This window comes from Caballeronia sp. HLA56 (assembly GCF_054655155.1).
The window spans coordinates 673,100-692,570 of the sequence record NZ_BAAHOB010000005.1 but is presented as its reverse complement, the minus strand read 5'-3'; the positions used below and the strand labels follow the sequence as shown (position 1 = coordinate 692,570).

Here is a 19,471-nt window from a genome sequence, read left to right as displayed (position 1 = left end):
ACTGGGATGAATCCGAAAGCTCGACAATCCGACAGTTTACCTGCTCCCGGCGCGGATGCACTCGCCCAGTCCGACGCACTTTCCGCGCTGATTTGCGAACGTATCGCCGAGGCGGGCGGCTGGCTGCCGTTCGACCGCTACATGGACCTCGCGCTGTACGCGCCCGGACTCGGCTATTACAGCGGCGGCGCGACGAAGTTCGGCCGGCGCGCGGAAGACGGCAGCGACTTCGTCACCGCGCCGGAATTGTCGCCCTTGTTCGCGACGACGCTCGCGCGGCCCGTGGCGCAGGCGCTCGAACAGAGCGGCACGCGCCGGCTGATGGAGTTCGGCGCGGGCACGGGCAAGCTCGCGGCGGGTTTGCTCAACGCGCTCGCCGAACTGGACGTGGCCTTCGATAGTTATGCAATCGTCGATCTTTCCGGCGAATTGCGCGCGCGCCAGCGCGAGACAATCGAAGCGCAGGCGCCCACGCTCGCCGCCAAGGTCATCTGGCTCGATGCATTGCCGGATTCGTTCGAAGGCGTGGTGATCGGCAACGAAGTGCTGGACGCCATGCCGGTGCGACTCGTGGTGCGCAAGCTCGGCGCGTGGCACGAGCGCGGCGTGGTCGTGCTGAACGACCGTCTCGCTTTCGATGACCATCCCGTGGAAATCGACGAGCAAATCGAATTGATCGATGCCGCCATCGACGAAGCCAACGACGAGCCATTCACCGAATACGTGACCGAAACGCACGAGGCGGCGCTCGGCTTCACGAAGACCGTTTGCACCATGCTCACGCGCGGCGCGGCGTTTTTCATCGACTATGGATTTCCGCGCCGCGAGTTCTATCACGCGCAGCGCGCGACCGGAACGTTGATGTGTCATTACCGGCATCGCGCGCACACGGACCCGTTTCTCTATCCGGGCTTGCAGGACATCACGGCGCACGTCGAATTCACGGGGATCGCGGAAGCAGGCACGGAAGCCGGCGCCGATCTGCTGGGCTTCACGTCGCAGGCGCGCTTTCTGATGAACGCCGGTATCACCGACGTACTCAACGAACTCGATCCCGCCGACGTGCGGCGCTTTTTGCCCGCCGCCAACGCCGTGCAGAAATTGCTTTCGGAAGCAGAGATGGGCGAACTCTTCAAGGTGATCGCGTTTTCGCGCGGCATTCCCGGCACGCTCGACGCCTTCTCGGCCGGCGACCGTTCCCATACGCTCTGAGCCATTGCCATGATCCGCTGGCTTCTGACTACGTTTGTCGCGCTGATGGTGCTGTCGGCTTGCTGGCCGTGGCTCCGCAAGCTCGGCGTCGGGCGCTTGCCGGGCGACTTCACGCTGCGCATCTTTGGACGCGAGTACTCGTTTCCGTTCATGTCGACGCTGCTGCTGTCGATGTTGCTGTCGCTGATCGCGCGCGCGCTCTAGCCGTTACAGAACCGCCTTCACCGCTTCGACGCGCGCATCGTGCACGGCGTCCTTTATGCGCGCGGGCTGATTGGCGAAGCGTTGCGCGACCGCGCCGGCATCGACGGAACGGGCCGCGAATAGCGCCTCGCGCAGCCGTTCAGCCTGTGGATAAGGCTGCTGTTCCAGACCGAGCCGACCGCGCGCATCGGCGAGACACGCCTGCAAGGCTTCCGCGAAACGCGCGGGTTTGCGCAACGCGTCGGCGCGTTCGAAGAGGCGCACCAGCGCGGCCGCGCCCGCGTCCATGACGCGATGAATGTTGCCGTGCTCGCGCGCGACGAGTACCGCCAGATCGCGGCACTCGTTCGGCACGCGCAATCGGTCGCAAAGCGGCTTCAGGAGATCGACGCTGCGCCCTTCGTGACCAAGATGGCGCGGCAGAATATCGTCCGGCGTGGTCGCCTTGCCGAGATCGTGAGTGAGCGCGGCGAAGCGCACCGGCAACGCAAACCCCTGCGACGCCGCGTAGTCCACCACCATCATCACGTGGACGCCGGTGTCTACTTCAGGGTGATAGTCGGCGCGTTGCGGCACGCCCCAAAGCGCGTTGACTTCGGGGAGAATGCGCGCCAGCGCGCCGCAACCGCGCAGGACCTCGAACATGCGGGAAGGCTTCTTTTCCATCAGACCGCGCGAGACTTCCTGCCATACACGCTCGGGCACGAGGGCATCGACTTCGCCCGCCTCGACCATTTTCTTCATCAGCGCTTCGGTTTCCGGCGCGACTGAAAAATCGGCGAAGCGCGCCGCGAAACGAGCGAGACGAAGAATACGCACCGGGTCTTCGATGAACGCATCGCCCACATGCCGGAAGAGTTTCTCCGCGAGATCGGCGCGGCCGTTGAACGGATCGATCACCGGGCCGGTCAGTTCGCCATCGGGATTCACTTGGCGCGCCATTGCATTGATGGTCAGATCGCGCCGCGCCAAGTCCTCTTCGAGCGTTACGTCCGGCGAGTAGTAGAACTGGAAGCCGTGATACCCCGCCGCCGTCTTGCGCTCGGTGCGCGCGAGCGCGTATTCCTCGTGCGTCCGCGGATGCAAAAACACCGGGAAATCCTTGCCCACCGGCCTATAGCCTTGCGCCACCATTTGCTCGGGCGTGGCTCCAACCACGACATAATCGCGATCCACCACCGGCACGCCGAGCAACTCGTCGCGGATCGCGCCGCCAACCGCGTAAATGTTCATTGCGCGATTTCCTGCTTTGCATCCTCGATCCACGCCGCGACCGCAGGCAATGCGGTCACGCGCTGCGCATAGGCACGCGATTCATCGTCAAGCGACGGCTCGTAGGAATTGAAGCGCATGACGACCGGCGCGAACATGGCATCCGCAATACCGAACTCGCCGAACAGAAACGGCCCGCCCGACTTCGCCAGGCAATCGGCCCACAACGCTTCGATGCGCGCGATATTCGCCAATGCGCCTTCGCTTGCGCCTTTGCCTGGCGCGTGCGTGTGAATTTCCATGGGCATCGACTGACGCAAGTCAGCGAAACTCGCGTGCATCTCGGCGCTGATGCTGCGCGCACGTGCCCGCGCAGCGGCATCGCGCGGCCACATCGCGTTGTCGGGAAAGCGCTCGGCGAGCGTCTCCATGATCGCAAGCGACTCCCACACGGAGGCGCCGTCGTCGGTGACGAGACACGGCACCTTGCCCGATGGCGACACTTCGAGAATGCGCGCCTTGGTATCGGACTGACCGAGACGGATCAGCGTTTCCTCGAAGGGAATGCCGAAGTGCTTCATCAGCACCCAAGGGCGCATGGACCAGGAAGACGTGTTCTTGTCACCAATGACGAGTTTCATGCGATCGATGTTCAGCGATGCGCCGTGGCGCGAAAAGAATTGAAGCGCGAGCGATTCGACGCGCCCGTCAGATACAACGGCGCAATCGCCTCGATGCTCGCCGGTTCGCCGATGCCCAGTTCGGGCGCAAGCGGGCCGCTCGCAATATTCGGCGTTTTCATGGAATCGAGATTGTCGCGCGAAATCAGCGGTTCACCGGGCGCGAGTTCGAGCGTCATCGCCTGAAGGCGGCCAAGGCTCTCGGGCAGCTTGATGATGCGCGAATGCTTGCCGATGGTCGCGCCCGCAAAGCGCACCAGCTCCGCGAGCGTGAAGACGCCCGGCCCCGCGAGTTCGTAGACCATGCGGTTGGCCGCGTCGAGGTCGAGCACGTTGACCATGGCCTTGGCCACGTCGCCGACGAAAATAGGCTGGAACTGCGCGTCGGCGCAAGCCAGCGGAATCACCGGGAACATGCGTTCGAGGAAGGCGAACTGATTCAGCAGATTGTCCTCGGGACCGAAAACGACGGAGCTTCGAAAAATGGTCCAGTCGAGGCCCGAGTCGCGCACCGCCTTTTCGCCATCGCCCTTCGAGCGCAAATACATGCTCGGACCTTCCGAATCCGCACCGATCGCGCTCATGTGCAGCAGCCGGCGCACGCCTTTCGCCGCGCACGCCGCCGCGATCTTGCGCGGCAACTCGACGTGTGCTTTCTCGAACTCAGGCCCATAAGGCTCGCCGCGCCGCCCTTGCAGCACGCCGACGAGGTTGATCACCGCGTCGGCCTCCGCGACGAAAGCCGCGAGTTGCGCGGGATCGTGAATATCGGTTTCGATGACATCGACGGGAAGAAGCGTCAGATGCGCCGCGTTGGAACGGCGCCGCGTGGCAATCCGCACGTTCTTGCCGAGATCGACCAGCGCGTTGACGAGATGACTTCCGATGAAACCCGAACCGCCGATGAGCGCTACCTTTTGATGTCGCATATTCGCCTCTTGAGTCGCGGCTTTGTGAGTGCGCTTTGACGAATGCGAACGGCGAAGGGGCAGCCGCGCGCCCGTTCCGTTTATTCGTGCAACGAAACCGCGACGCGCGGTGCAAAAGAACTACGGCGCGATGTATCCCAGCCGCGTCTTCAGCGATTGCGGACGGCCTTCGAACAGTGCCGCGTAATATACGGTGTTCGACAGCACGTTCTTGACGTAATCGCGCGTCTCGGTGAACGGAATGGTTTCAGCAAAAATCGCGCCCTCGACAGGCGCGCGCAAATCCTGCCGCCATTGCTTCGGCCGGCCGGGACCTGCGTTGTAACCGGCAGTGGCGAGCACGGGTGAGTTATCGAATTGATTGTAGATCATCGACAGGTAATTTGTGCCGAGCAGAATGTTGGTGTTGATGTCGTTCATTTGCGCGCGCGACACCGGACCCATGCCGATTTTCTTGGCGACGAGTTGCGCCGTGCCAGGCATCAGTTGCATCAAACCGCCCGCGCCTACTTCCGAACGCGCGTTGATGATGAAGCGCGATTCCTGGCGAATAAGCCCGTATGCCCATTCGATATCGAGCCCGGTGGTTTGCGCATCGCGCTCGACGATATCGCGGAACGGCGACAGATAACGCAGCGTGAAGTCGTGCTCGGTCTTCGTCTTGTCGGCGGTGTTCACCGTGCGGTCGAACAGTTCGATGCGCTTTGCATACTGCGCGGCGGCGATGAGTTGCCGGTCCGTCATGCTGCGCAACGGCCAGTTCCACTCGCGGTTGCCTTCGAGCCGCATGTTCAGCGAGTAGAAACGTTGCGACAGCGCGAAGCCCGGCACCGACTGCATCTGCGCGATTTCAGCATCGCTCACGGTAGTGCGCGGCGGGACGCTGATCTTCTGGCCGGTCTCTTCCAGCGCGAGCTGGCCGTAAAAGTTGTATTGGTCCGCGATCGACTGGAATTCCTGATTGGCCGTTGCGGCGTCGCCCGCTTGCTTGACCGCGCGGCCGTGCCAGTAAGTCCACGCAGGCTGGCTGCGCAAGGTGGGCGGCATCTGGTCGATAGACCAGCGCACCATGTTCCAGTCGCCCGCAAGCAGCGCGCTGCGCGTGCGCCATTCATATGCGGGGTTCGACAACTGCGCGTTCGCCGATAGCCGATACCAGTCCGACGCGGCCGGCATGCGCTTGATCGCCGCCTGATAGCCGATGGTGCCCCAGCCGATCGCGCGTTCCTGCGCGGTGAGACTCGGCGCGACCGAACTGAACGTGGCCGCGGCCATTGCCGGATCGTTGCGAGCCATGCGCGTGATGGCGAGCAAGGTCAGTTGATGCGCCGGCGTGTTCGGCATGACGCCGCGCGCGAGGTAAAGCGGCGGCTTGTTGACCGCGTCGTCGAGAAGCGAGCCTTTCGGCTTTTCCTGCCCGAGCGCTTCGACGATATTTAATCCGGTCGACGTGTAGTTCTGTTCGTAAGCGATGCGAATCTGCTGCCAGATGTCGTCGCTCGTGAACTGGCCTGACTCCGCAAGTGCGCCGATGAGATCGACGCAGCCGTCGCCGTACCATTTGGGATCGACGAGCAGCGCGCGCGCCGCTTCCGCGACGTTCTCGCCCTTCGAGAGACGCGCTTCGAGTGCATAGCACTTGACCTGCGTGTCGTCGTTGAGCACGAAGCGGGCATATTGCTGCTCGAAGTTCTTCCAGTCGTGACGGCTGCCGAGCACGACGAGATAATCGTTGCGCATGCGGTCGGCAATGGCCTGGCCGTCGTTGCGCTGCAGGAACGACAGCACCGGCGCATCGGGCGCGTCGATGCGCGCGTGGCCTTGCGAATCGAAGAGTTGCGGCTTGATCGTGAAGTACTCGACGTAACTCGGCGCCGGATAGTTCGGGATTTGCGCGGCAAGAACGGCGGCTTTGGCCGGATCGTTCGCGCGCGCGGCATCGCGCAATTGCATGAAGATGCGGTCGTCGGACGACGGCGAGAAGTCTTCGTCGGGGCGAACCGCGGAAGCTGTTCCACAAGCGACGAGCGTCACTGCGGCAAGTGCGGTACCAGCCGCAAGATATACTCGGTCGAGGCGTTTTGACATCGTTATTACTGGAGCGCGAGGTGGTCCAAAGATCGGTTGAAAGCATAGCACGCAACGTTTGCGCGGAACCTAAAAGCGCATTGCGTTCCACGCTTCTCGCAAGCCGCGAAGCACAGCGTGACGATCCCGCGCAAGCCGAAAGAAACAAGGCGCTCGCGACACGCATCGAGGCGTTGCTCGCGGAGCATGCGGTCAAGTGCATCGGCTTTTATTGGCCCGTTGCGGGCGAATTCGATGCACGCGCTTTGCTCACGCGCTGGCTCGCGGCAGACGCGACGCGCGCCGCCGCGTTGCCCGTGGTGGTCGAGCCCAAGGCGCCGATGGCCTTCCACGCATGGCATGCGCAGATGCCGATGAAGGAAGGCCGCTATCGCATTCCCGTGCCTGCGCAGGAAACCCGCGTGACGCCGGATCTGTTGCTGATTCCATGCGTCGGTTTCGATCTGCAGCGCTTGAGACTGGGTTACGGCGGCGGCTACTACGATCGCACGCTCGCCGCCTGGCCGAATGGCGAGCGCCCCGTGACGATCGGGATTGCCTACGAATCGGGCAAATGCGATGCGCTCCCGCGCGAGACTCACGACTTGCCGCTTGGAGCCATCGTCACCGAGGCTGCCGTCTACTGACTCAAAGCGATGTCGCCGCGCGCGCGGCGGTATCGTAAAGACCGGATGCGTTGCGCATGAGTTGCGCGGCGTCGCCAATCTGCTCGTTTGTCAGCCCGCTCTCGCGCAGCGTCGACATGAGACAGCTCTCCCGCACTTCACGATACTTCCCGCACAACTCGCGCCCTGCCGCCGTTGCGGAAAAGAACACTTCCTTGCCCGTCTTCTCGCTTTTAACGTAACCGCGCGCCACCAGTTTCTTGAGTGCATACGTGGCAACGTGGGTATCCTCGATATTGAGGACGAAGCAGATATCGGCGAGCTTTTTCTTTCGATCGCGATGGCTCACGTGATGCAGCAGCGATACTTCCACGGCGGTCATGTCCTTCGCGCCCGCCGCCGACATGCAACGCACCATCCAGCGATTGAACGCGTTGCTCACCATGATGAGCGCGTATTCGAACTCCGATAACTCGGCGCTGACTTCTGACACGAGATGCTCGGACGAGACGATCTTGGTAGGGTGACGCGACATGGCGAGGACCGTTGAAAAGTGCGTGGAGTGTATCCGAACGATATCGCGCAGCCGCGACCTTGCGTCACGAACTACACTCCGAACAAACGCTTATTGATAAATTGTCGATAATTTATTGACAATGTAGCATTCTGACGCGTTGCTGGCCGCATGGACGGCGCGCGCAAGGGACCAGAGAGGCATGACGAAACCACGTATTCATCCGCTTGGCGACAACGCGCTCGTGTGCGAATCCGCGCCACCGGCGACGCTCGATTGTCAGCGCCGCATCTGGGCGCTCGCCGACATCGCGCGGCTCATGCCGCACGTCGTCGAAGTCGTGCCGGGCATGAACAACCTGACCATCGTCTTCGACCCGCTCGAAGCCGATTACGAAGCCCTCGCGGCGCAACTCGAAGATGGTTGGGAAGCGGCCACGCCATCGGACACGGGCGGCGCGGAGATCGAGATTCCGGTGCGCTACGGCGGCGCGGACGGCCCCGATCTGAGTTCGCTCGCCAAGCACGTCGGCCTTTCCGTCGATGAAGTCGTGAAGCGTCACACCGAAGCCGAATACGTCGTCTTCTTTCTCGGTTTTCAGCCGGGCTTCGCCTACATGGGCGGCCTCGATCCCGCGCTGCACACGCCGCGCCGCGCGGAACCGCGCCTCGAAGTGCCGGCGGGTTCGGTCGGCATCGGCGGGGCGCAGACGGGTATCTATCCCGCTGTATCGCCCGGTGGATGGAATCTGCTCGGCCGCACCGACCTCAAGCTTTTCGATCCGGCCCGCAACCCGCCGACGCTCATGCAGCCCGGCGACCGCGTGCGCTTCACGGCGCTGGAGGTGCGCGCATGATCGAAGTAAAACGCGCGGGCGTGCTCTCGTCCGTGCAGGATCTCGGGCGCCACGGTTATCGGCATCTCGGCGTGAGTTCGGGCGGCGCGCTCGATGCGCTGTCGCTGGAAATCGGCAATCGTATCGTCGGCAACAAGGCGGATGCGGCGGGCATCGAAGTCACGTTCGGGCCGACCGTGCTGCGCTTCTCGCGCGCGACGCGCGTGGCGATTACCGGCACGGACTTCGGCGCGACGCTCGACGACAAGCCGGTTTATTCGTGGTGGAGTCTGCCCGTGCGCGCGGGCCAGGAACTGACGCTGCGCGCGGCCAAGCGCGGCATGCGCGGCTACGTGTGCATTGCGGGCGGTATCGACGTCTTGCCGATGCTCGGCTCGCGCAGCACCGACCTCGGCGCATGCTTCGGCGGCCTGGGCGGACGCGCGCTTGCCGACGGCGACCGTTTGCCCGTCGGCGTGCCGCAACCGCACAAGGGCATCGCGTTTTCGCCGGAAGAACCGGCCTTCGGCGTGAAGGCGCCCGCGTGGTGCAAGTTCGTGCTCGTCGATGAACCCGTGCGGCGCGGCCGACATGCGCCGGGCGTCGACTGGGCCGTGCCGATTCGCGTGCTGCGCGGTCCGGAATACGCGAGCTTCACGGAGAAGGCGCAGCGCGACTTCTGGAACGAGGAATGGACCATCACGCCAAACAGCAACCGCATGGGCTTTCGCCTCGCGGGCACGGAGCTCGAACGCGGCGAGAAAATCGAACTGCTGTCGCACGCGGTCTTGCCCGGCACGATACAAGTGCCGCCGAACGGCCAGCCCATCGTCCTGATGGGCGACGCGCAATCCACGGGCGGCTATCCGAAGATCGGCGCGGTCATCAAGGCGGATTTGTGGAAGCTCGCGCAAGTGCGGTTGAACGGCGGCGTGCGCTTCATCGAAACGTCGCTGGAAGAAGCACGCCATGCGCTCGCCGAAGAGCGGCGCTATGTCAGTCAGGTGGGCACGGCCATCGCGATGCACGAGGAACGCTGCGCGCGTCTGGCTAAATCAACGTAACGACTTTGAACGATACGACATCATGGAAATCGATCTGAACGCCGATCTCGGCGAAGGCTGCGGCACCGACGAAGCGCTGCTCGAACTCGTCAGCTCCGCGAACATCGCATGCGGCTGGCATGCGGGCGGCGCCACCGCGATGCGCGAGTGCGTGCGCTGGGCGGTGAAAAAAGGCGTGGCGATCGGCGCGCATCCGAGCTTCAACGATCCCGAGAACTTCGGCCGCAAGGAAATGGACTTGCCGCCCGAGGAAATCTACGCGGGCGTGCTGTATCAACTGGGCGCGCTGTCGGCCATTGCGCGGGCGGAAGGCGGACGTATCGCGCATGTGAAGCCGCACGGCGCGCTCTACAACCAGGCCGCGAAAAGCCCCGGGATAGCGGATGCCATCTGCTCCGCCGTGCATGACTTCGATCCGTCGCTGCTGATCTTCGGTCTCGCCAACAGCGGTCTCGTCGATGCGGCGCGGCGCGCGGGCTTGGTCGCCATCGAGGAAGTCTTCGCGGATCGCGGCTATCGCGCGGATGGCTCGCTCGTGCCGCGCAAGGAACCGGGCGCGCTGCTCGAGGATGAAACCGAAGTGCTCGACCGCACGCTCGCGATGGTGCGCGAGCAACGCGTGCAGGCCGTGTCCGGCGAATGGGTGCCGCTCAAGGCGCAGACCATCTGCCTGCATGGCGATGGCGCGCACGCACTCGAATTCGCGCGACGCATTCGCGGCGCGCTCGCCGATGCGGGCGTCGATGTCCGCGCCGCCCGCGCCGCCCGCGCCGAATAAGCGATTTTCCGATGCATCGAACGCCCCGCCTGCCGGGGCGTTTTAACAAGCGCTATTTACGCGTCCGCTTCGAGGCGCGATGCCTAACCCCTGGTCTGGAGATCTCATGGCAACCGCAGTCAACTTATGGCCGCTCATCGGCGTGGCCGTCATCATCGTGGGCTTCGTGCTGCGCTTCAATCCGATGCTGATCGTCGCCGCAGCGGCGATCGTCACCGGCTTCGCGGCGCACTTTCCCGTGGAGCGCATTCTGACCACCATCGGCACCGGCTTTCTGAAGACGCGCAATATTCCGCTCATCATCTTGCTGCCGCTCGCGGTGATCGGCCTGCTCGAACGGCATGGCTTGCGCGAACGCGCGCAGACGTGGATATCGAGCATTCGCGCGGCGACGGTCGGGCGCCTGTTGATCGTCTATCTGCTCGTGCGCGAACTGACGGCGGCGGTCGGCCTCACGGGTCTCGGCGGCCATCCGCAAATGGTGCGACCGCTCCTCGCGCCGATGGCCGAAGGCGCCGCCGAAACGCGTTACGGCAAGCTCTCCGACGCGGTGCGCCACAAGCTGCGCGCTTATTCGGCGGCAACCGACAACGTCGGCCTCTTCTTCGGCGAGGACATCTTCGTGGCGTTCGGCGCCATCGTGCTGATGGTCACGTTCCTCAAGGAAGCGGGCATCGTCGTGGAACCCATGCATGTTGCCGTGTGGGGCATTCCGACCGCGATCTGCGCGTTCCTCATCCACGGCTTTCGGCTGTGGCTGCTCGACCGGCGCCTGACGCGCGAACTCGGCGCGCTCACGCGCAATCTCGCGGGAGAGAAAGCATGACGCTCACCATCAACTATCTTTTCTATCTCGTCGGCATCGTGCTGGTGGTGGTCGCCGGCATGATCCTCACCGACAAGTCGCATCCGCGCCGCCTGACGACGGGCGTGTTCTGGCTCGTGTATGCGCTCGTGTTCCTGATCGGCGACTGGCTGCCGCCCGCGGTCGTCGGCGTGCTCGTGATCGCGATGGCGCTCATCGCCGGACTCGGCGGCGTGACCGGCGCGAAGCCGAAAATGCTGTCGGAGCAAACGCGCCGGCAGAGCGCCGCGCGGCTCGGCAACAAGCTCTTCGTGCCCGCGCTGACCATTCCGGTCGTCACCGTGATCCTGACGCTCGGCGCGAGCCATCTTGTCTTCGGCGGGCAACCGTTGATCGAGTTGAAGAACGTGACGCTGATCGGCTTCGGCATAGGCTGCGTGATCGCGCTGGCGGTGGCGTGCGTCATGACGCGCGATACCGTCGGCCAGTCGATGCGCGAGGCGCGCCGTCTCATCGACGCGCTTTCGTGGGCCGCCGTGCTGCCGCAAATGCTCGGCATGCTCGGGCTCGTGTTCTCGGACGCAGGCGTCGGCAAGGCGGTCGCGCATGTGACGACGGCCTACATCAACCTCGACTATCGGCTCGTCGCGGTGACGGTCTATGTCGTCGGCATGGCGCTTTTCACGGTGGTGATGGGCAACGGCTTCGCCGCGTTTCCTGTGATGACGGGCGGTGTCGGCGTACCGATTCTCGTCGGCGTGTTCCATGGCAATCCGGCGACGATGGCCGCCATCGGCATGTTCTCGGGCTACTGCGGAACGCTGATGACGCCGATGGCCGCGAACTTCAACATGGTTCCGGCGGCGTTGCTGGAGTTGCCCGACAAGAACGCGGTGATCAAGGTGCAGGTGCCGACAGCGTTGTCGCTTCTGATCGTGAACATCTTTTTGCTGAACTGGCTGATGTTCATCTGAATCGGCAAAGCGTTCAGCCAGCCACCACGACGAAGCCGCGCTTTCTCAGCAGTTCGAGCACGCCGCGCGACCCGCCGAGATGCAGCGCCCCGATAGCCACGAACACCGGCTTGTCGGGCGCTGCCAGTTGCACCATCCGCGCGACGAAGCGGCGATTGCGCTCATATACCACGCGGTTATCCACCTGATCCGCGAGCGGCTTCGAGCGCGCAAGCTTGTTGCCCTTGGCGTCGTCCCAGGCTTTTAGCGCGTCCGCGTCGCCGATTCGCCAGAGCCGGTGCAGCTCTTTCACGTCGGCGATGTTTTCGGTTGGCGTCTGCACGAGATCCTGTGCGAGCATCTCGCGCTGTTGCGCGGAAGTCAGACGCGTGAACGTCGATATCTGTTCGTTCAAGGTTTCGAGCCCGACGATTTTTCCGCGCACATGCAGATAGACATTCTGCAACTGCGCCTCGGTGCCGTACTCGCTCTGAAAACCGGCCTTGAGCGTGTCGTATGTTTCGATCAGCATCGACGCGAGCCACGGACGCGTGTGCCGCAATTCCTTCAGCGCATCGGGATTGTTGCGCATGCGCGCTTGCACCGCCTGCCACATCGAATCCGGCAAATAATCGATCAGACATTCGCTGCGGCACATGCCGAAGCGATTCACGTCCTCTTGCGAAACGAGCAGTTCGTCGGGAGAGATTTCGAGCGCGAGTGTGGGCGATGCATAGAGCGCAGCCAGTATCGACTGGCGAAACGGCTGTTCGGCCGGATAGTCGGTCGCGAAACCGACATGCAGCGTGCCGAGCAAATAGATGGTGGTCGTGCCTTTGGTCGCAACGTAGAACGGCATGCGCGCCGGCGCCGCGCGCACGGGGCCGCTTGCCGTCGTGCCATCGGATCGATCCACGGCCGGCGCGGGTGCCGATGCGCCCGGTGCCGCCGCTACGTCCGCGCCGCCTGCGGGCTGAGGGGTGCCACCTGCCGGCGTACGCGATCCGACGACCGCGAAACCGGATGGCGTAACGACCGCGCCTGCCATGAACAGTACGAACGACAGCACAATGGCTGTCGCTCTGGCGGACGCCACGCGCGCGGCGCGCGGCTGGTCATATGAATACGGCACGAGCGACATCTTAAAACATTCACGCGACCCGCTGGACACGCGCTGTCGCTTCGAGACAATCGACTTGGAGCTTGACCGCGCGCCGCCTTCTTTGAACGAAGCTGGCGCGCGTCAAACCGCGTGTCGATGCGATTCAAACCTCCACGTCACCTACCTCCTCGGCGCGATGACACGAGACCTGCCGCCCGTCGACGACGCGCAGCGCCGGTTCCTCGGTTCTGCAACGATCGATCGCGTACGGGCAGCGCTGATGAAACGTGCAGCCCGATGGCGGATTGAGCGGCGAAGGCATTTCGCCCTGCAGCTTGATCTTGATGCGGCGATCTTCCTCGAACAACGCGGGCGTTGCCGACATCAAGGCGCGCGTGTACGGATGACGCGGTCGCGCGAAGATGGTTTTCTTGTCGCCGAGTTCGGCCACGCCGCCGAAGTACATCACCATCACGTCATCGGCAATATGCTCGACCACCGACAGGTTGTGCGAGATGAACACGTAGCTCGTGCCGAACTGCGCTTGCAGGTCCATGAACAGATTGAGAATCTGCGCCTGGATCGAGACATCGAGCGCGGAGACGGGTTCATCGGCGACGACGATTTGCGGGTCGAGAATCATCGCGCGCGCAATCGCCACGCGTTGCCGTTGACCGCCCGAAAACATGTGCGGGTAGCGCGTCGCGTGTTCCGGTCTCAGGCCGACGGTGCGCATCATCTGCGCAATGCGTTGAGCGCGTTCGGTTGCGTTGAGCTTCGTGTTGATGGCGAGCGGTTCGCCGAGCGTCTGCTCGACGGTCTTACGCGGATTGAGCGAGGCAAACGGGTTCTGGAACACCATCTGCACGCGCTGCCGCAACGCGGCGATCTTGTCCTTGCTCGCGCCCGCCACGTCCTCGCCATCGATCAGAAGACGGCCCGATGTCGGCGTTTCGATCATCGTCAACTGACGCGCGAGCGTGGACTTGCCGCAGCCCGATTCGCCGACGACAGCAAGCGTGCGCCCGCGCTGCAACTCGAACGACACGCCGTTCAGCGCCGTCACCGTGCCCTGCTCGAACATGCTGCGCTTGACGCTGTAATGCCGCGTGAGCTGATCGGCGGCGAGCACGATGTCCTTGTTGATTTCCTTCGGTACGGCGTTCATCGCGCGCCTCCTTCCACCACCACTTCGACATTCAACGGCTTGATGCAACGCGCGCGCACGGCGGCGTCGTTGGGGTCGAGCTGGAACAGATTCGGCCGCCCCTTCCAGCAGTCCTCGACGGCATATTTGCAGCGCGGCGCAAAGAGGCATCCACTGGGTCTGTCGTCTCGGCCCGGCACCATGCCCGGCAACGCCGCCAGACGATCCGCGCCGCGGCTATGTTCCGGAATCGCGGCTAGCAACGCTTCCGTGTACGGATGATGCGGCTCGCTGAAGATGGCAGGGACGTGATTCGTTTCGATGATCTCGCCCGCATACATCACCGCGACGCGCTGCGCCACTTCCGACACCACCGCGAGATCGTGCGAAATCAGCACGAGCGCCATGCCGCGTTCCTTTTGCAAGCGCACGAGCAGTTCCATGATCTGCGCCTGAATGGTCACGTCGAGCGCGGTCGTGGGCTCGTCGGCGATCAAAAGTTTGGGATTGCAGGCGACCGCCATTGCGATCATCACGCGCTGATTCATGCCGCCCGACATCTGATGCGGAAACGCGTCGATGCGGCTTTTCGCATCTGGAATGCCGACCTGATCCAGCAGTTCGAGCGCGCGTTTGTTGAGTGCGTCGCCGCGCAAGCCTTCGTGCAGTCTCAGCGATTCCTTGATCTGATAGCCGACCGTGTAGCTCGGGTTCAGGCTCGTCAGCGCGTCCTGAAACACCATCGCGATGTCCTTGCCGATGATCTTGCGACGCTCGCGCGCCGAGGCCTTCAGCAAATCGCGCCCATCGAAGGTGATCTGATCGGCCGAGACCTTGCCGGGTGCATCAATCAGGCCCATGAGCGCCATCATCGTGACGCTTTTGCCCGAGCCGGATTCGCCGACCACGCCGACCACTTCGCCCGGCTTGACCGACAGGTCGATGCGATCGACCGCCTGTGTGCCGCCGAACGTCACTTGCAGATTACGGATAGTGAGTAGATCGTTCATGTCATCCCATCCGTTTCAGTTTCGGGTCGAGGGCGTCGCGCAGACCGTCGCCGAGCAGATTGATGACGAGCACCGAGATCAGGATGGAGAGACCGGGCATCGTGACGATCCACCATGCGCTTTCGATGTAATCGCGCGCCGAAGCCAGCATGGCGCCCCACTCTGCCGCGGGCGGTTGCACGCCCAAGCCGAGAAAGCCGAGCGCGGCGGCGTCCAGAATCGCCGATGAAAACCCGAGCGTCGCCTGCACGATGAGCGGCGCGGCGCAGTTCGGCAGCACTTGCGAGAACATCAGCCGCACGACGCCCGCACCCGCGACGCGCGATGCCGTCACGTATTCCTTTTGCAATTCGCCGAGCGCCGATGCGCGCGTCAGACGCACATAACCCGGCAGCGCGACGATGGCGATGGCAAGCATGGTGTTGACGAGCCCCGGCCCGATGATCGCGACCACGGCGACCGCGAGCAAGAGCGAAGGCAGCGCGAGGAGCACATCCATGATGCGCATGATCGGCGTATCGAGCCAGCCGAAGAACGCGGCCATGAGCCCCAGCACGACGCCCGGAATGAGCGCGAGCACGACCGATACGAAGCCGATCCAGAACGACAGCCGCGCGCCGTACATGAGACGCGAGAGAATGTCGCGGCCGGCTTCATCGGTGCCGAGCAGGAACATGCGGTTGCCGCCTTCGAGCCACGCGGGCGGAATCTTCACGTATTCGCGATATTGCTCGATGGGGCTGTGCGGCGCGATCACGGGCGCGGTGAGCGCCACCAGAATCAGCACGAGCACGATGAAGCCCGCGACCACTGCGCCGCGATTGCGCGAGAAGTTCGCCCAAAACTCGCGGCCCGCGACCATGCGGCCGCTGGGTGGCGGTGTTACTGCCTGGGGAGGTAGGTTGTTTTGAATGTCGGCCATATCATGCCTCTCGCCGAGCCGCCTCAAGAGAGGCATGCGCCCCCTTGGGGGGCAGCGAACGAATGTGAGCGTGGGGGTGGTACATGTTTATGCCTCTCGCCGAGCCGCCTCAAGAGAGGCATGCGCCCCCTCGGGGGGCAGCGAACGAATGTGAGCGTGGGGATGGTACATGTTTATGCCTCTCGCCGAGCCGCCTCAAGAGAGGCATGCGCCCCCTTGGGGGCAGCGAACGAATGTGAGCGTGGGGGTGGTACATGTTCACCTTGTATGGCGAATGCGCGGATTCAACACGCCGTACAGCAGATCGACGATCAGATTCACGAAGATCACGAGCGACGCGATCATCAGAATGCCGCCCTGCACGACGGGATAATCGCGACGCGAAATGGCATCGATCAGCCACTTGCCGACGCCCGGCCACGAGAACAACGTCTCCGTCAACACCGCACCCGCGAGCAACGTGCCAACCTGCAAGCCGATCACGGTCACCACGGGAATCAGCGCATTGCGCAACGCATGCACGATCACCACGCGCAACGGCGAAAGCCCCTTCGCGCGCGCCGTGCGAATGTAGTCCTCGCGCAGCACTTCGAGCATCGACGAACGCGTCATGCGCGCAATCACCGCGAGCGGAATCGTGCCGAGCACGATGGTCGGCAATATCAGATGGCTCACCGCGGACTTGAACGCGCCTTCATCGGTGGAGAAGATCGAGTCGATCAGCATGAAGCCCGTGACGTGCGGAATGTCGTATTCCACCGCGATCCGCCCCGACACCGGCGTCCAGCCGAGCCTCGCCGAGAAGAACATGATGAGGATCAAGCCCCACCAGAAGATCGGCATCGAATAGCCCGTGAGCGCGGTGCCCATCACGCCATGATCGACCACCGTGCCGCGCTTGAGCGCCGCCGCCACGCCCGCCGGCAGACCGACGATGAGCGCGAAGATCATCGCGCAGATGGAGAGTTCGACGGTCGCCGGAAAGCGCGCCATGAATTCGCTCATCACACTCGTATTGGTGATGATCGACATGCCGAGATCGCCCTTGAGCGCATGGCCGACATAGTGGAGATATTGAAGCGGTAAAGGCTCGTCGAGACCTAAGCGCTTCATGGCTTCGGCGTGCATCGCCGGGTCCACGCCGCGTTCGCCCATCATCACTTCGATGGGGTCGCCCGGGATCAGGTGGATGAGCGCGAACGCGAGAATCGTAATGCCGATGAACGTCGGTATCACCATTCCTATGCGTCGCAAAACGAATCGGAACATGATCGCCCTTTGGTTCGTACTTGGGGATTTGGAAGAGTGACCGGCGGCGCGGATCGTTTTCGACCCGCGCCGCCGGTCCTGTTCGACTAATTATGGTTTAGTGCAAAAAGCGTTCCGCTTGCAAGCTGCGTTTTGCGGATGCTCTCGCTTTACTGCATGCCCACGCCGTCGAAACGCACATAGCCGAGCGGTTCGATCTTCAGGCCCGTTACCTTCTTGCTGGCCGGCTGATACACCGTCGAATGCGCGATCGGCGAGAACGGCAGCTGTTGCGCGAAGATCTGCTGCGCGTCCATGTAAGCCTTCGTGCGCGCCGCCACGTCGCTCGTCGAACGGCCCTTCACGACCAGATCGTCGAACGGCTTATAGCACCACTTCGAAAAGTTGCTTCCCTTCACCGCGTCGCAACCGAGCAGCGTGCCGAGCCAGTTGTCGGGGTCGCCGTTGTCGCCGGTCCAGCCGATCAAGAGCGCCTGATGCTCGCCCGCGTGCGCGCGCTTGAGATACTCGCCCCATTCGTACGACACGATCTTTGCCTTCACGCCGATCTTCGCCCAGTCGGCCTGGATCATCTCGGCCATCAGACGTGCGTTCGGGTTGTACGCGCGTTGCACAGGCATGGCCCAAAGGTCGATATCCATGCCGTTCGGAAAGCCGGCCTTCGCGAGCAGATCCTTGGCCTTGGCCGTATCGTACGGGCTCGTCTTGAGGTTCTTGTCGTAGGACCATTGAGTCGGCGCCATCGGAGCGGTGGCCGCCTGGCCCGCGCCCTGATACACGGAATCGATGATCGCCTTCTTGTTGATCGCCATGTCGAGCGCGCGGCGCACGTCGGTGTTGTCCAGCCCCTTCTTGGTCACGTTATAGGCCACGTAACCTTCGTTGAAACCGGCCTGCGACGGCGTATCAAGATTCGATGCGGACTTGAGCGACTCGATGTCGCCTGGCCGCGGATAGCTCATCACCTGGCATTCGTTGCTTTTCAGCTTCTGAACGCGCACGGCGGCATCAGGCGTGATCGAGAAGATCAGCTTCGACACCTGCACCGCGTTCGGCTTCCAGTAATCCGGATTGCCGTCGAAGCGAATGGTCGCATCCTTTGTATAGCTACGGAAGATGAACGGTCCCGTGCCAACCGGATACTGATTGATGTCGGCGGCCTTGCCGTCCTTCACCAGCTTGTCCGTGTATTCGGCCGAGAGAATGGACGCGTATTCCATCGCCATGTTCTGGATGAATGGCGCGTTCACTTCCTTGAGCGTGAACTTCACGGTGTAGGGATCGACCTTCTCCACCTTCGCGATGAGCTTGTCGAGGCCCATGTCCGTGAAGTACGGGAACGCAACCGGATACGCCTTGCGGAACGGCTGGTTCGGGTCGAGCATGCGGTTGAACGTGACGAGGACGTCATCCGCGTTGAATTCGCGCGTCGGCTTGAAGTACGACGTCGTCTGGAACTTCACGCCGTGACGCAAATGGAAGGTGTAGGTCAAACCGTCCGCCGACACGTCCCACTTTTCGGCGAGACCCGGCTCGACCTTCGTGCCGCCGCGCTCGAATTCGACGAGGCGGTTATAGACCGTGAACGTGTTCGCGGTGAAGTCGGTGCCAGTGGTGTATTGCGCGGGATCGAAACCGGCGGGACTGCCTTCCGAGCAGTACACCAGCGTCTTGTTGGGGATGGCGGCATTCGCGACGTTCGCCGCGAATAGCGTTGCCGTGGCGACGGCGCCCATGAGCGCCGACACGCGGGCGACTCGCAACAGGCCATTCTTCTTCATGTTTCCTCCAGGTCGATGCCAGCTTTCAACTGACGTAGCGCGATATTACTTGATCGCATCGGCGGTGCTGCCAGCCACGCGAATCTGCCGGATGAAACGGCGCAAGCAAATTCGGGCGCTACCCTAGCATGAACAAATATTACGTGTGTGGTCGTTTTCCCCACTGGATTTACGGCTGCCGGTTGGTTCGATGCGGTTAGGTTATCGCCTATGCCTAAGCGTGATAGCTCGGATGGCGAAATATCCGCGCAAGGTGCCGGCAGCGTGCGCAAAGTGCGCCGTCGGGTACTAAAACGCCCGAAAAAAGTGCTAAACGAGGAGGAAAGTAAGGACCGCGCGGACGCACGCCGCGCGGGTAAAA

The 19,471-nt window shown here is 63.0% G+C and carries 19 protein-coding genes; 8 read left to right on the top strand and 11 right to left on the bottom strand.

Going from position 1 to position 19,471, the window contains the following annotated elements:
• The first annotated feature begins 6 nt into the window (after nt 1-6).
• Nucleotides 7-1,212: a class I SAM-dependent methyltransferase gene (locus ACYQ47_RS22690; protein ID WP_309962147.1), complete on the top strand. Its 1,206-nt coding sequence runs from the start codon at nt 7-9 to the stop codon at nt 1,210-1,212.
• A 9-nt stretch (nt 1,213-1,221) separates the two neighbouring features.
• Nucleotides 1,222-1,416 (top strand): DUF2905 domain-containing protein, encoded by a 195-nt coding sequence (locus ACYQ47_RS22685; RefSeq protein ID WP_244826503.1) that lies wholly within the window; start codon nt 1,222-1,224, stop codon nt 1,414-1,416.
• 3 nt (nt 1,417-1,419) lie between these two features.
• Here the strand turns inward: ACYQ47_RS22685 and ACYQ47_RS22680 are convergent, their stop codons facing one another.
• The 4 genes from ACYQ47_RS22680 to ACYQ47_RS22665 form a co-directional block, all read right to left on the bottom strand.
• Complete coding sequence (locus ACYQ47_RS22680) at nt 1,420-2,649, bottom strand: multifunctional CCA addition/repair protein (protein ID WP_459907027.1); 1,230 nt, start codon at nt 2,647-2,649, stop codon at nt 1,420-1,422.
• Entirely contained in the window at nt 2,646-3,269 is a 624-nt protein-coding gene (locus ACYQ47_RS22675; protein ID WP_459907025.1) for a glutathione S-transferase family protein, read from the bottom strand. Before ACYQ47_RS22675 ends, ACYQ47_RS22680 begins: the two co-directional genes overlap by 4 nt.
• A gap of 11 nt (nt 3,270-3,280) precedes the next feature.
• Nucleotides 3,281-4,237, bottom strand: a complete 957-nt coding sequence (locus ACYQ47_RS22670) for a complex I NDUFA9 subunit family protein (RefSeq protein ID WP_244826506.1) — start codon at nt 4,235-4,237, stop codon at nt 3,281-3,283.
• Nucleotides 4,238-4,357: 120 nt separating this feature from the next.
• Nucleotides 4,358-6,325 (bottom strand): lytic transglycosylase domain-containing protein, encoded by a 1,968-nt coding sequence (locus ACYQ47_RS22665; protein WP_250509623.1) that lies wholly within the window; start codon nt 6,323-6,325, stop codon nt 4,358-4,360.
• 8 nt (nt 6,326-6,333) lie between these two features.
• Here ACYQ47_RS22665 and ACYQ47_RS22660 point away from each other — a divergent pair, with 8 nt between their 5' ends.
• Entirely contained in the window at nt 6,334-6,951 is a 618-nt protein-coding gene (locus tag ACYQ47_RS22660; RefSeq protein ID WP_404989366.1) for a 5-formyltetrahydrofolate cyclo-ligase, read from the top strand.
• A 1-nt stretch (nt 6,952) separates the two neighbouring features.
• Here ACYQ47_RS22660 and ACYQ47_RS22655 read toward each other — a convergent pair whose 3' ends face one another.
• Complete coding sequence (locus ACYQ47_RS22655; protein WP_244826509.1) at nt 6,953-7,465, bottom strand: winged helix DNA-binding protein; 513 nt, start codon at nt 7,463-7,465, stop codon at nt 6,953-6,955.
• Between the two features lie 181 nt (nt 7,466-7,646).
• Here ACYQ47_RS22655 and pxpB point away from each other — a divergent pair, with 181 nt between their 5' ends.
• From pxpB to ACYQ47_RS22630, 5 genes are all read left to right on the top strand, one after another.
• Nucleotides 7,647-8,300, top strand: coding sequence for a 5-oxoprolinase subunit PxpB (pxpB, locus tag ACYQ47_RS22650; protein WP_244826510.1), 654 nt, complete (start codon nt 7,647-7,649; stop codon nt 8,298-8,300).
• Nucleotides 8,297-9,343: a 5-oxoprolinase subunit C family protein gene (locus ACYQ47_RS22645; RefSeq protein WP_459907021.1), complete on the top strand. Its 1,047-nt coding sequence runs from the start codon at nt 8,297-8,299 to the stop codon at nt 9,341-9,343. The genes pxpB and ACYQ47_RS22645 overlap by 4 nt, the downstream gene beginning before the upstream one ends.
• Before the next feature lie 22 nt (nt 9,344-9,365).
• The gene (gene pxpA / locus ACYQ47_RS22640) at nt 9,366-10,121 is read left to right on the top strand and encodes a 5-oxoprolinase subunit PxpA (RefSeq protein ID WP_459907019.1); all 756 of its coding nucleotides are present in this window, start codon (nt 9,366-9,368) and stop codon (nt 10,119-10,121) included.
• Between the two features lie 106 nt (nt 10,122-10,227).
• Nucleotides 10,228-10,947 carry a DUF969 domain-containing protein gene (locus ACYQ47_RS22635; RefSeq protein ID WP_250509626.1) on the top strand — a complete coding sequence of 240 codons (720 nt, stop codon included), beginning with the start codon at nt 10,228-10,230 and terminating at the stop codon, nt 10,945-10,947.
• Entirely contained in the window at nt 10,944-11,900 is a 957-nt protein-coding gene (locus ACYQ47_RS22630) for a DUF979 domain-containing protein (RefSeq protein WP_459907016.1), read from the top strand. Before ACYQ47_RS22635 ends, ACYQ47_RS22630 begins: the two co-directional genes overlap by 4 nt.
• Nucleotides 11,901-11,913: 13 nt before the next feature.
• Here the strand turns inward: ACYQ47_RS22630 and ACYQ47_RS22625 are convergent, their stop codons facing one another.
• The 6 genes from ACYQ47_RS22625 to ACYQ47_RS22600 all read right to left on the bottom strand — a co-directional run bounded on the left by ACYQ47_RS22625 (nt 11,914) and on the right by ACYQ47_RS22600 (nt 19,110).
• Entirely contained in the window at nt 11,914-13,020 is a 1,107-nt protein-coding gene (locus ACYQ47_RS22625) for a TraB/GumN family protein (RefSeq protein WP_244826514.1), read from the bottom strand.
• A gap of 124 nt (nt 13,021-13,144) precedes the next feature.
• The gene (locus ACYQ47_RS22620) at nt 13,145-14,149 is read right to left on the bottom strand and encodes a peptide ABC transporter ATP-binding protein (protein ID WP_459907014.1); all 1,005 of its coding nucleotides are present in this window, start codon (nt 14,147-14,149) and stop codon (nt 13,145-13,147) included.
• Entirely contained in the window at nt 14,146-15,138 is a 993-nt protein-coding gene (locus tag ACYQ47_RS22615; protein ID WP_459907012.1) for an ABC transporter ATP-binding protein, read from the bottom strand. The genes ACYQ47_RS22620 and ACYQ47_RS22615 overlap by 4 nt, the downstream gene beginning before the upstream one ends.
• Nucleotide 15,139: 1 nt before the next feature.
• The gene (locus ACYQ47_RS22610; RefSeq protein WP_244826517.1) at nt 15,140-16,060 is read right to left on the bottom strand and encodes an ABC transporter permease subunit; all 921 of its coding nucleotides are present in this window, start codon (nt 16,058-16,060) and stop codon (nt 15,140-15,142) included.
• A gap of 258 nt (nt 16,061-16,318) precedes the next feature.
• On the bottom strand, nt 16,319-17,329 hold the full coding sequence (locus ACYQ47_RS22605; protein ID WP_244826518.1) for an ABC transporter permease subunit: 1,011 nt from the start codon (nt 17,327-17,329) through the stop codon (nt 16,319-16,321).
• A 149-nt stretch (nt 17,330-17,478) separates the two neighbouring features.
• The gene (locus ACYQ47_RS22600; protein WP_244826519.1) at nt 17,479-19,110 is read right to left on the bottom strand and encodes an ABC transporter substrate-binding protein; all 1,632 of its coding nucleotides are present in this window, start codon (nt 19,108-19,110) and stop codon (nt 17,479-17,481) included.
• Nucleotides 19,111-19,471 lie beyond the last annotated feature (361 nt).

Coding starts and splice junctions, on each gene's coding strand:
- ACYQ47_RS22685 (WP_244826503.1), top strand. CDS start 1,222: ATGATCCGCTGGCTTCTGACTACGTTTGTCGCGCTGATGGTGCTGTCG.
- ACYQ47_RS22665 (WP_250509623.1), bottom strand. CDS start 6,325: ATGTCAAAACGCCTCGACCGAGTATATCTTGCGGCTGGTACCGCACTT.
- ACYQ47_RS22680 (WP_459907027.1), bottom strand. CDS start 2,649: ATGAACATTTACGCGGTTGGCGGCGCGATCCGCGACGAGTTGCTCGGC.
- pxpB (WP_244826510.1), top strand. CDS start 7,647: ATGACGAAACCACGTATTCATCCGCTTGGCGACAACGCGCTCGTGTGC.
- pxpA (WP_459907019.1), top strand. CDS start 9,366: ATGGAAATCGATCTGAACGCCGATCTCGGCGAAGGCTGCGGCACCGAC.
- ACYQ47_RS22630 (WP_459907016.1), top strand. CDS start 10,944: ATGACGCTCACCATCAACTATCTTTTCTATCTCGTCGGCATCGTGCTG.
- ACYQ47_RS22645 (WP_459907021.1), top strand. CDS start 8,297: ATGATCGAAGTAAAACGCGCGGGCGTGCTCTCGTCCGTGCAGGATCTC.
- ACYQ47_RS22605 (WP_244826518.1), bottom strand. CDS start 17,329: ATGTTCCGATTCGTTTTGCGACGCATAGGAATGGTGATACCGACGTTC.
- ACYQ47_RS22615 (WP_459907012.1), bottom strand. CDS start 15,138: ATGAACGATCTACTCACTATCCGTAATCTGCAAGTGACGTTCGGCGGC.
- ACYQ47_RS22690 (WP_309962147.1), top strand. CDS start 7: ATGAATCCGAAAGCTCGACAATCCGACAGTTTACCTGCTCCCGGCGCG.
- ACYQ47_RS22670 (WP_244826506.1), bottom strand. CDS start 4,237: ATGCGACATCAAAAGGTAGCGCTCATCGGCGGTTCGGGTTTCATCGGA.
- ACYQ47_RS22625 (WP_244826514.1), bottom strand. CDS start 13,020: ATGTCGCTCGTGCCGTATTCATATGACCAGCCGCGCGCCGCGCGCGTG.
- ACYQ47_RS22610 (WP_244826517.1), bottom strand. CDS start 16,060: ATGGCCGACATTCAAAACAACCTACCTCCCCAGGCAGTAACACCGCCA.
- ACYQ47_RS22600 (WP_244826519.1), bottom strand. CDS start 19,110: ATGAAGAAGAATGGCCTGTTGCGAGTCGCCCGCGTGTCGGCGCTCATG.
- ACYQ47_RS22655 (WP_244826509.1), bottom strand. CDS start 7,465: ATGTCGCGTCACCCTACCAAGATCGTCTCGTCCGAGCATCTCGTGTCA.
- ACYQ47_RS22620 (WP_459907014.1), bottom strand. CDS start 14,149: ATGAACGCCGTACCGAAGGAAATCAACAAGGACATCGTGCTCGCCGCC.
- ACYQ47_RS22635 (WP_250509626.1), top strand. CDS start 10,228: ATGGCAACCGCAGTCAACTTATGGCCGCTCATCGGCGTGGCCGTCATC.
- ACYQ47_RS22675 (WP_459907025.1), bottom strand. CDS start 3,269: ATGAAACTCGTCATTGGTGACAAGAACACGTCTTCCTGGTCCATGCGC.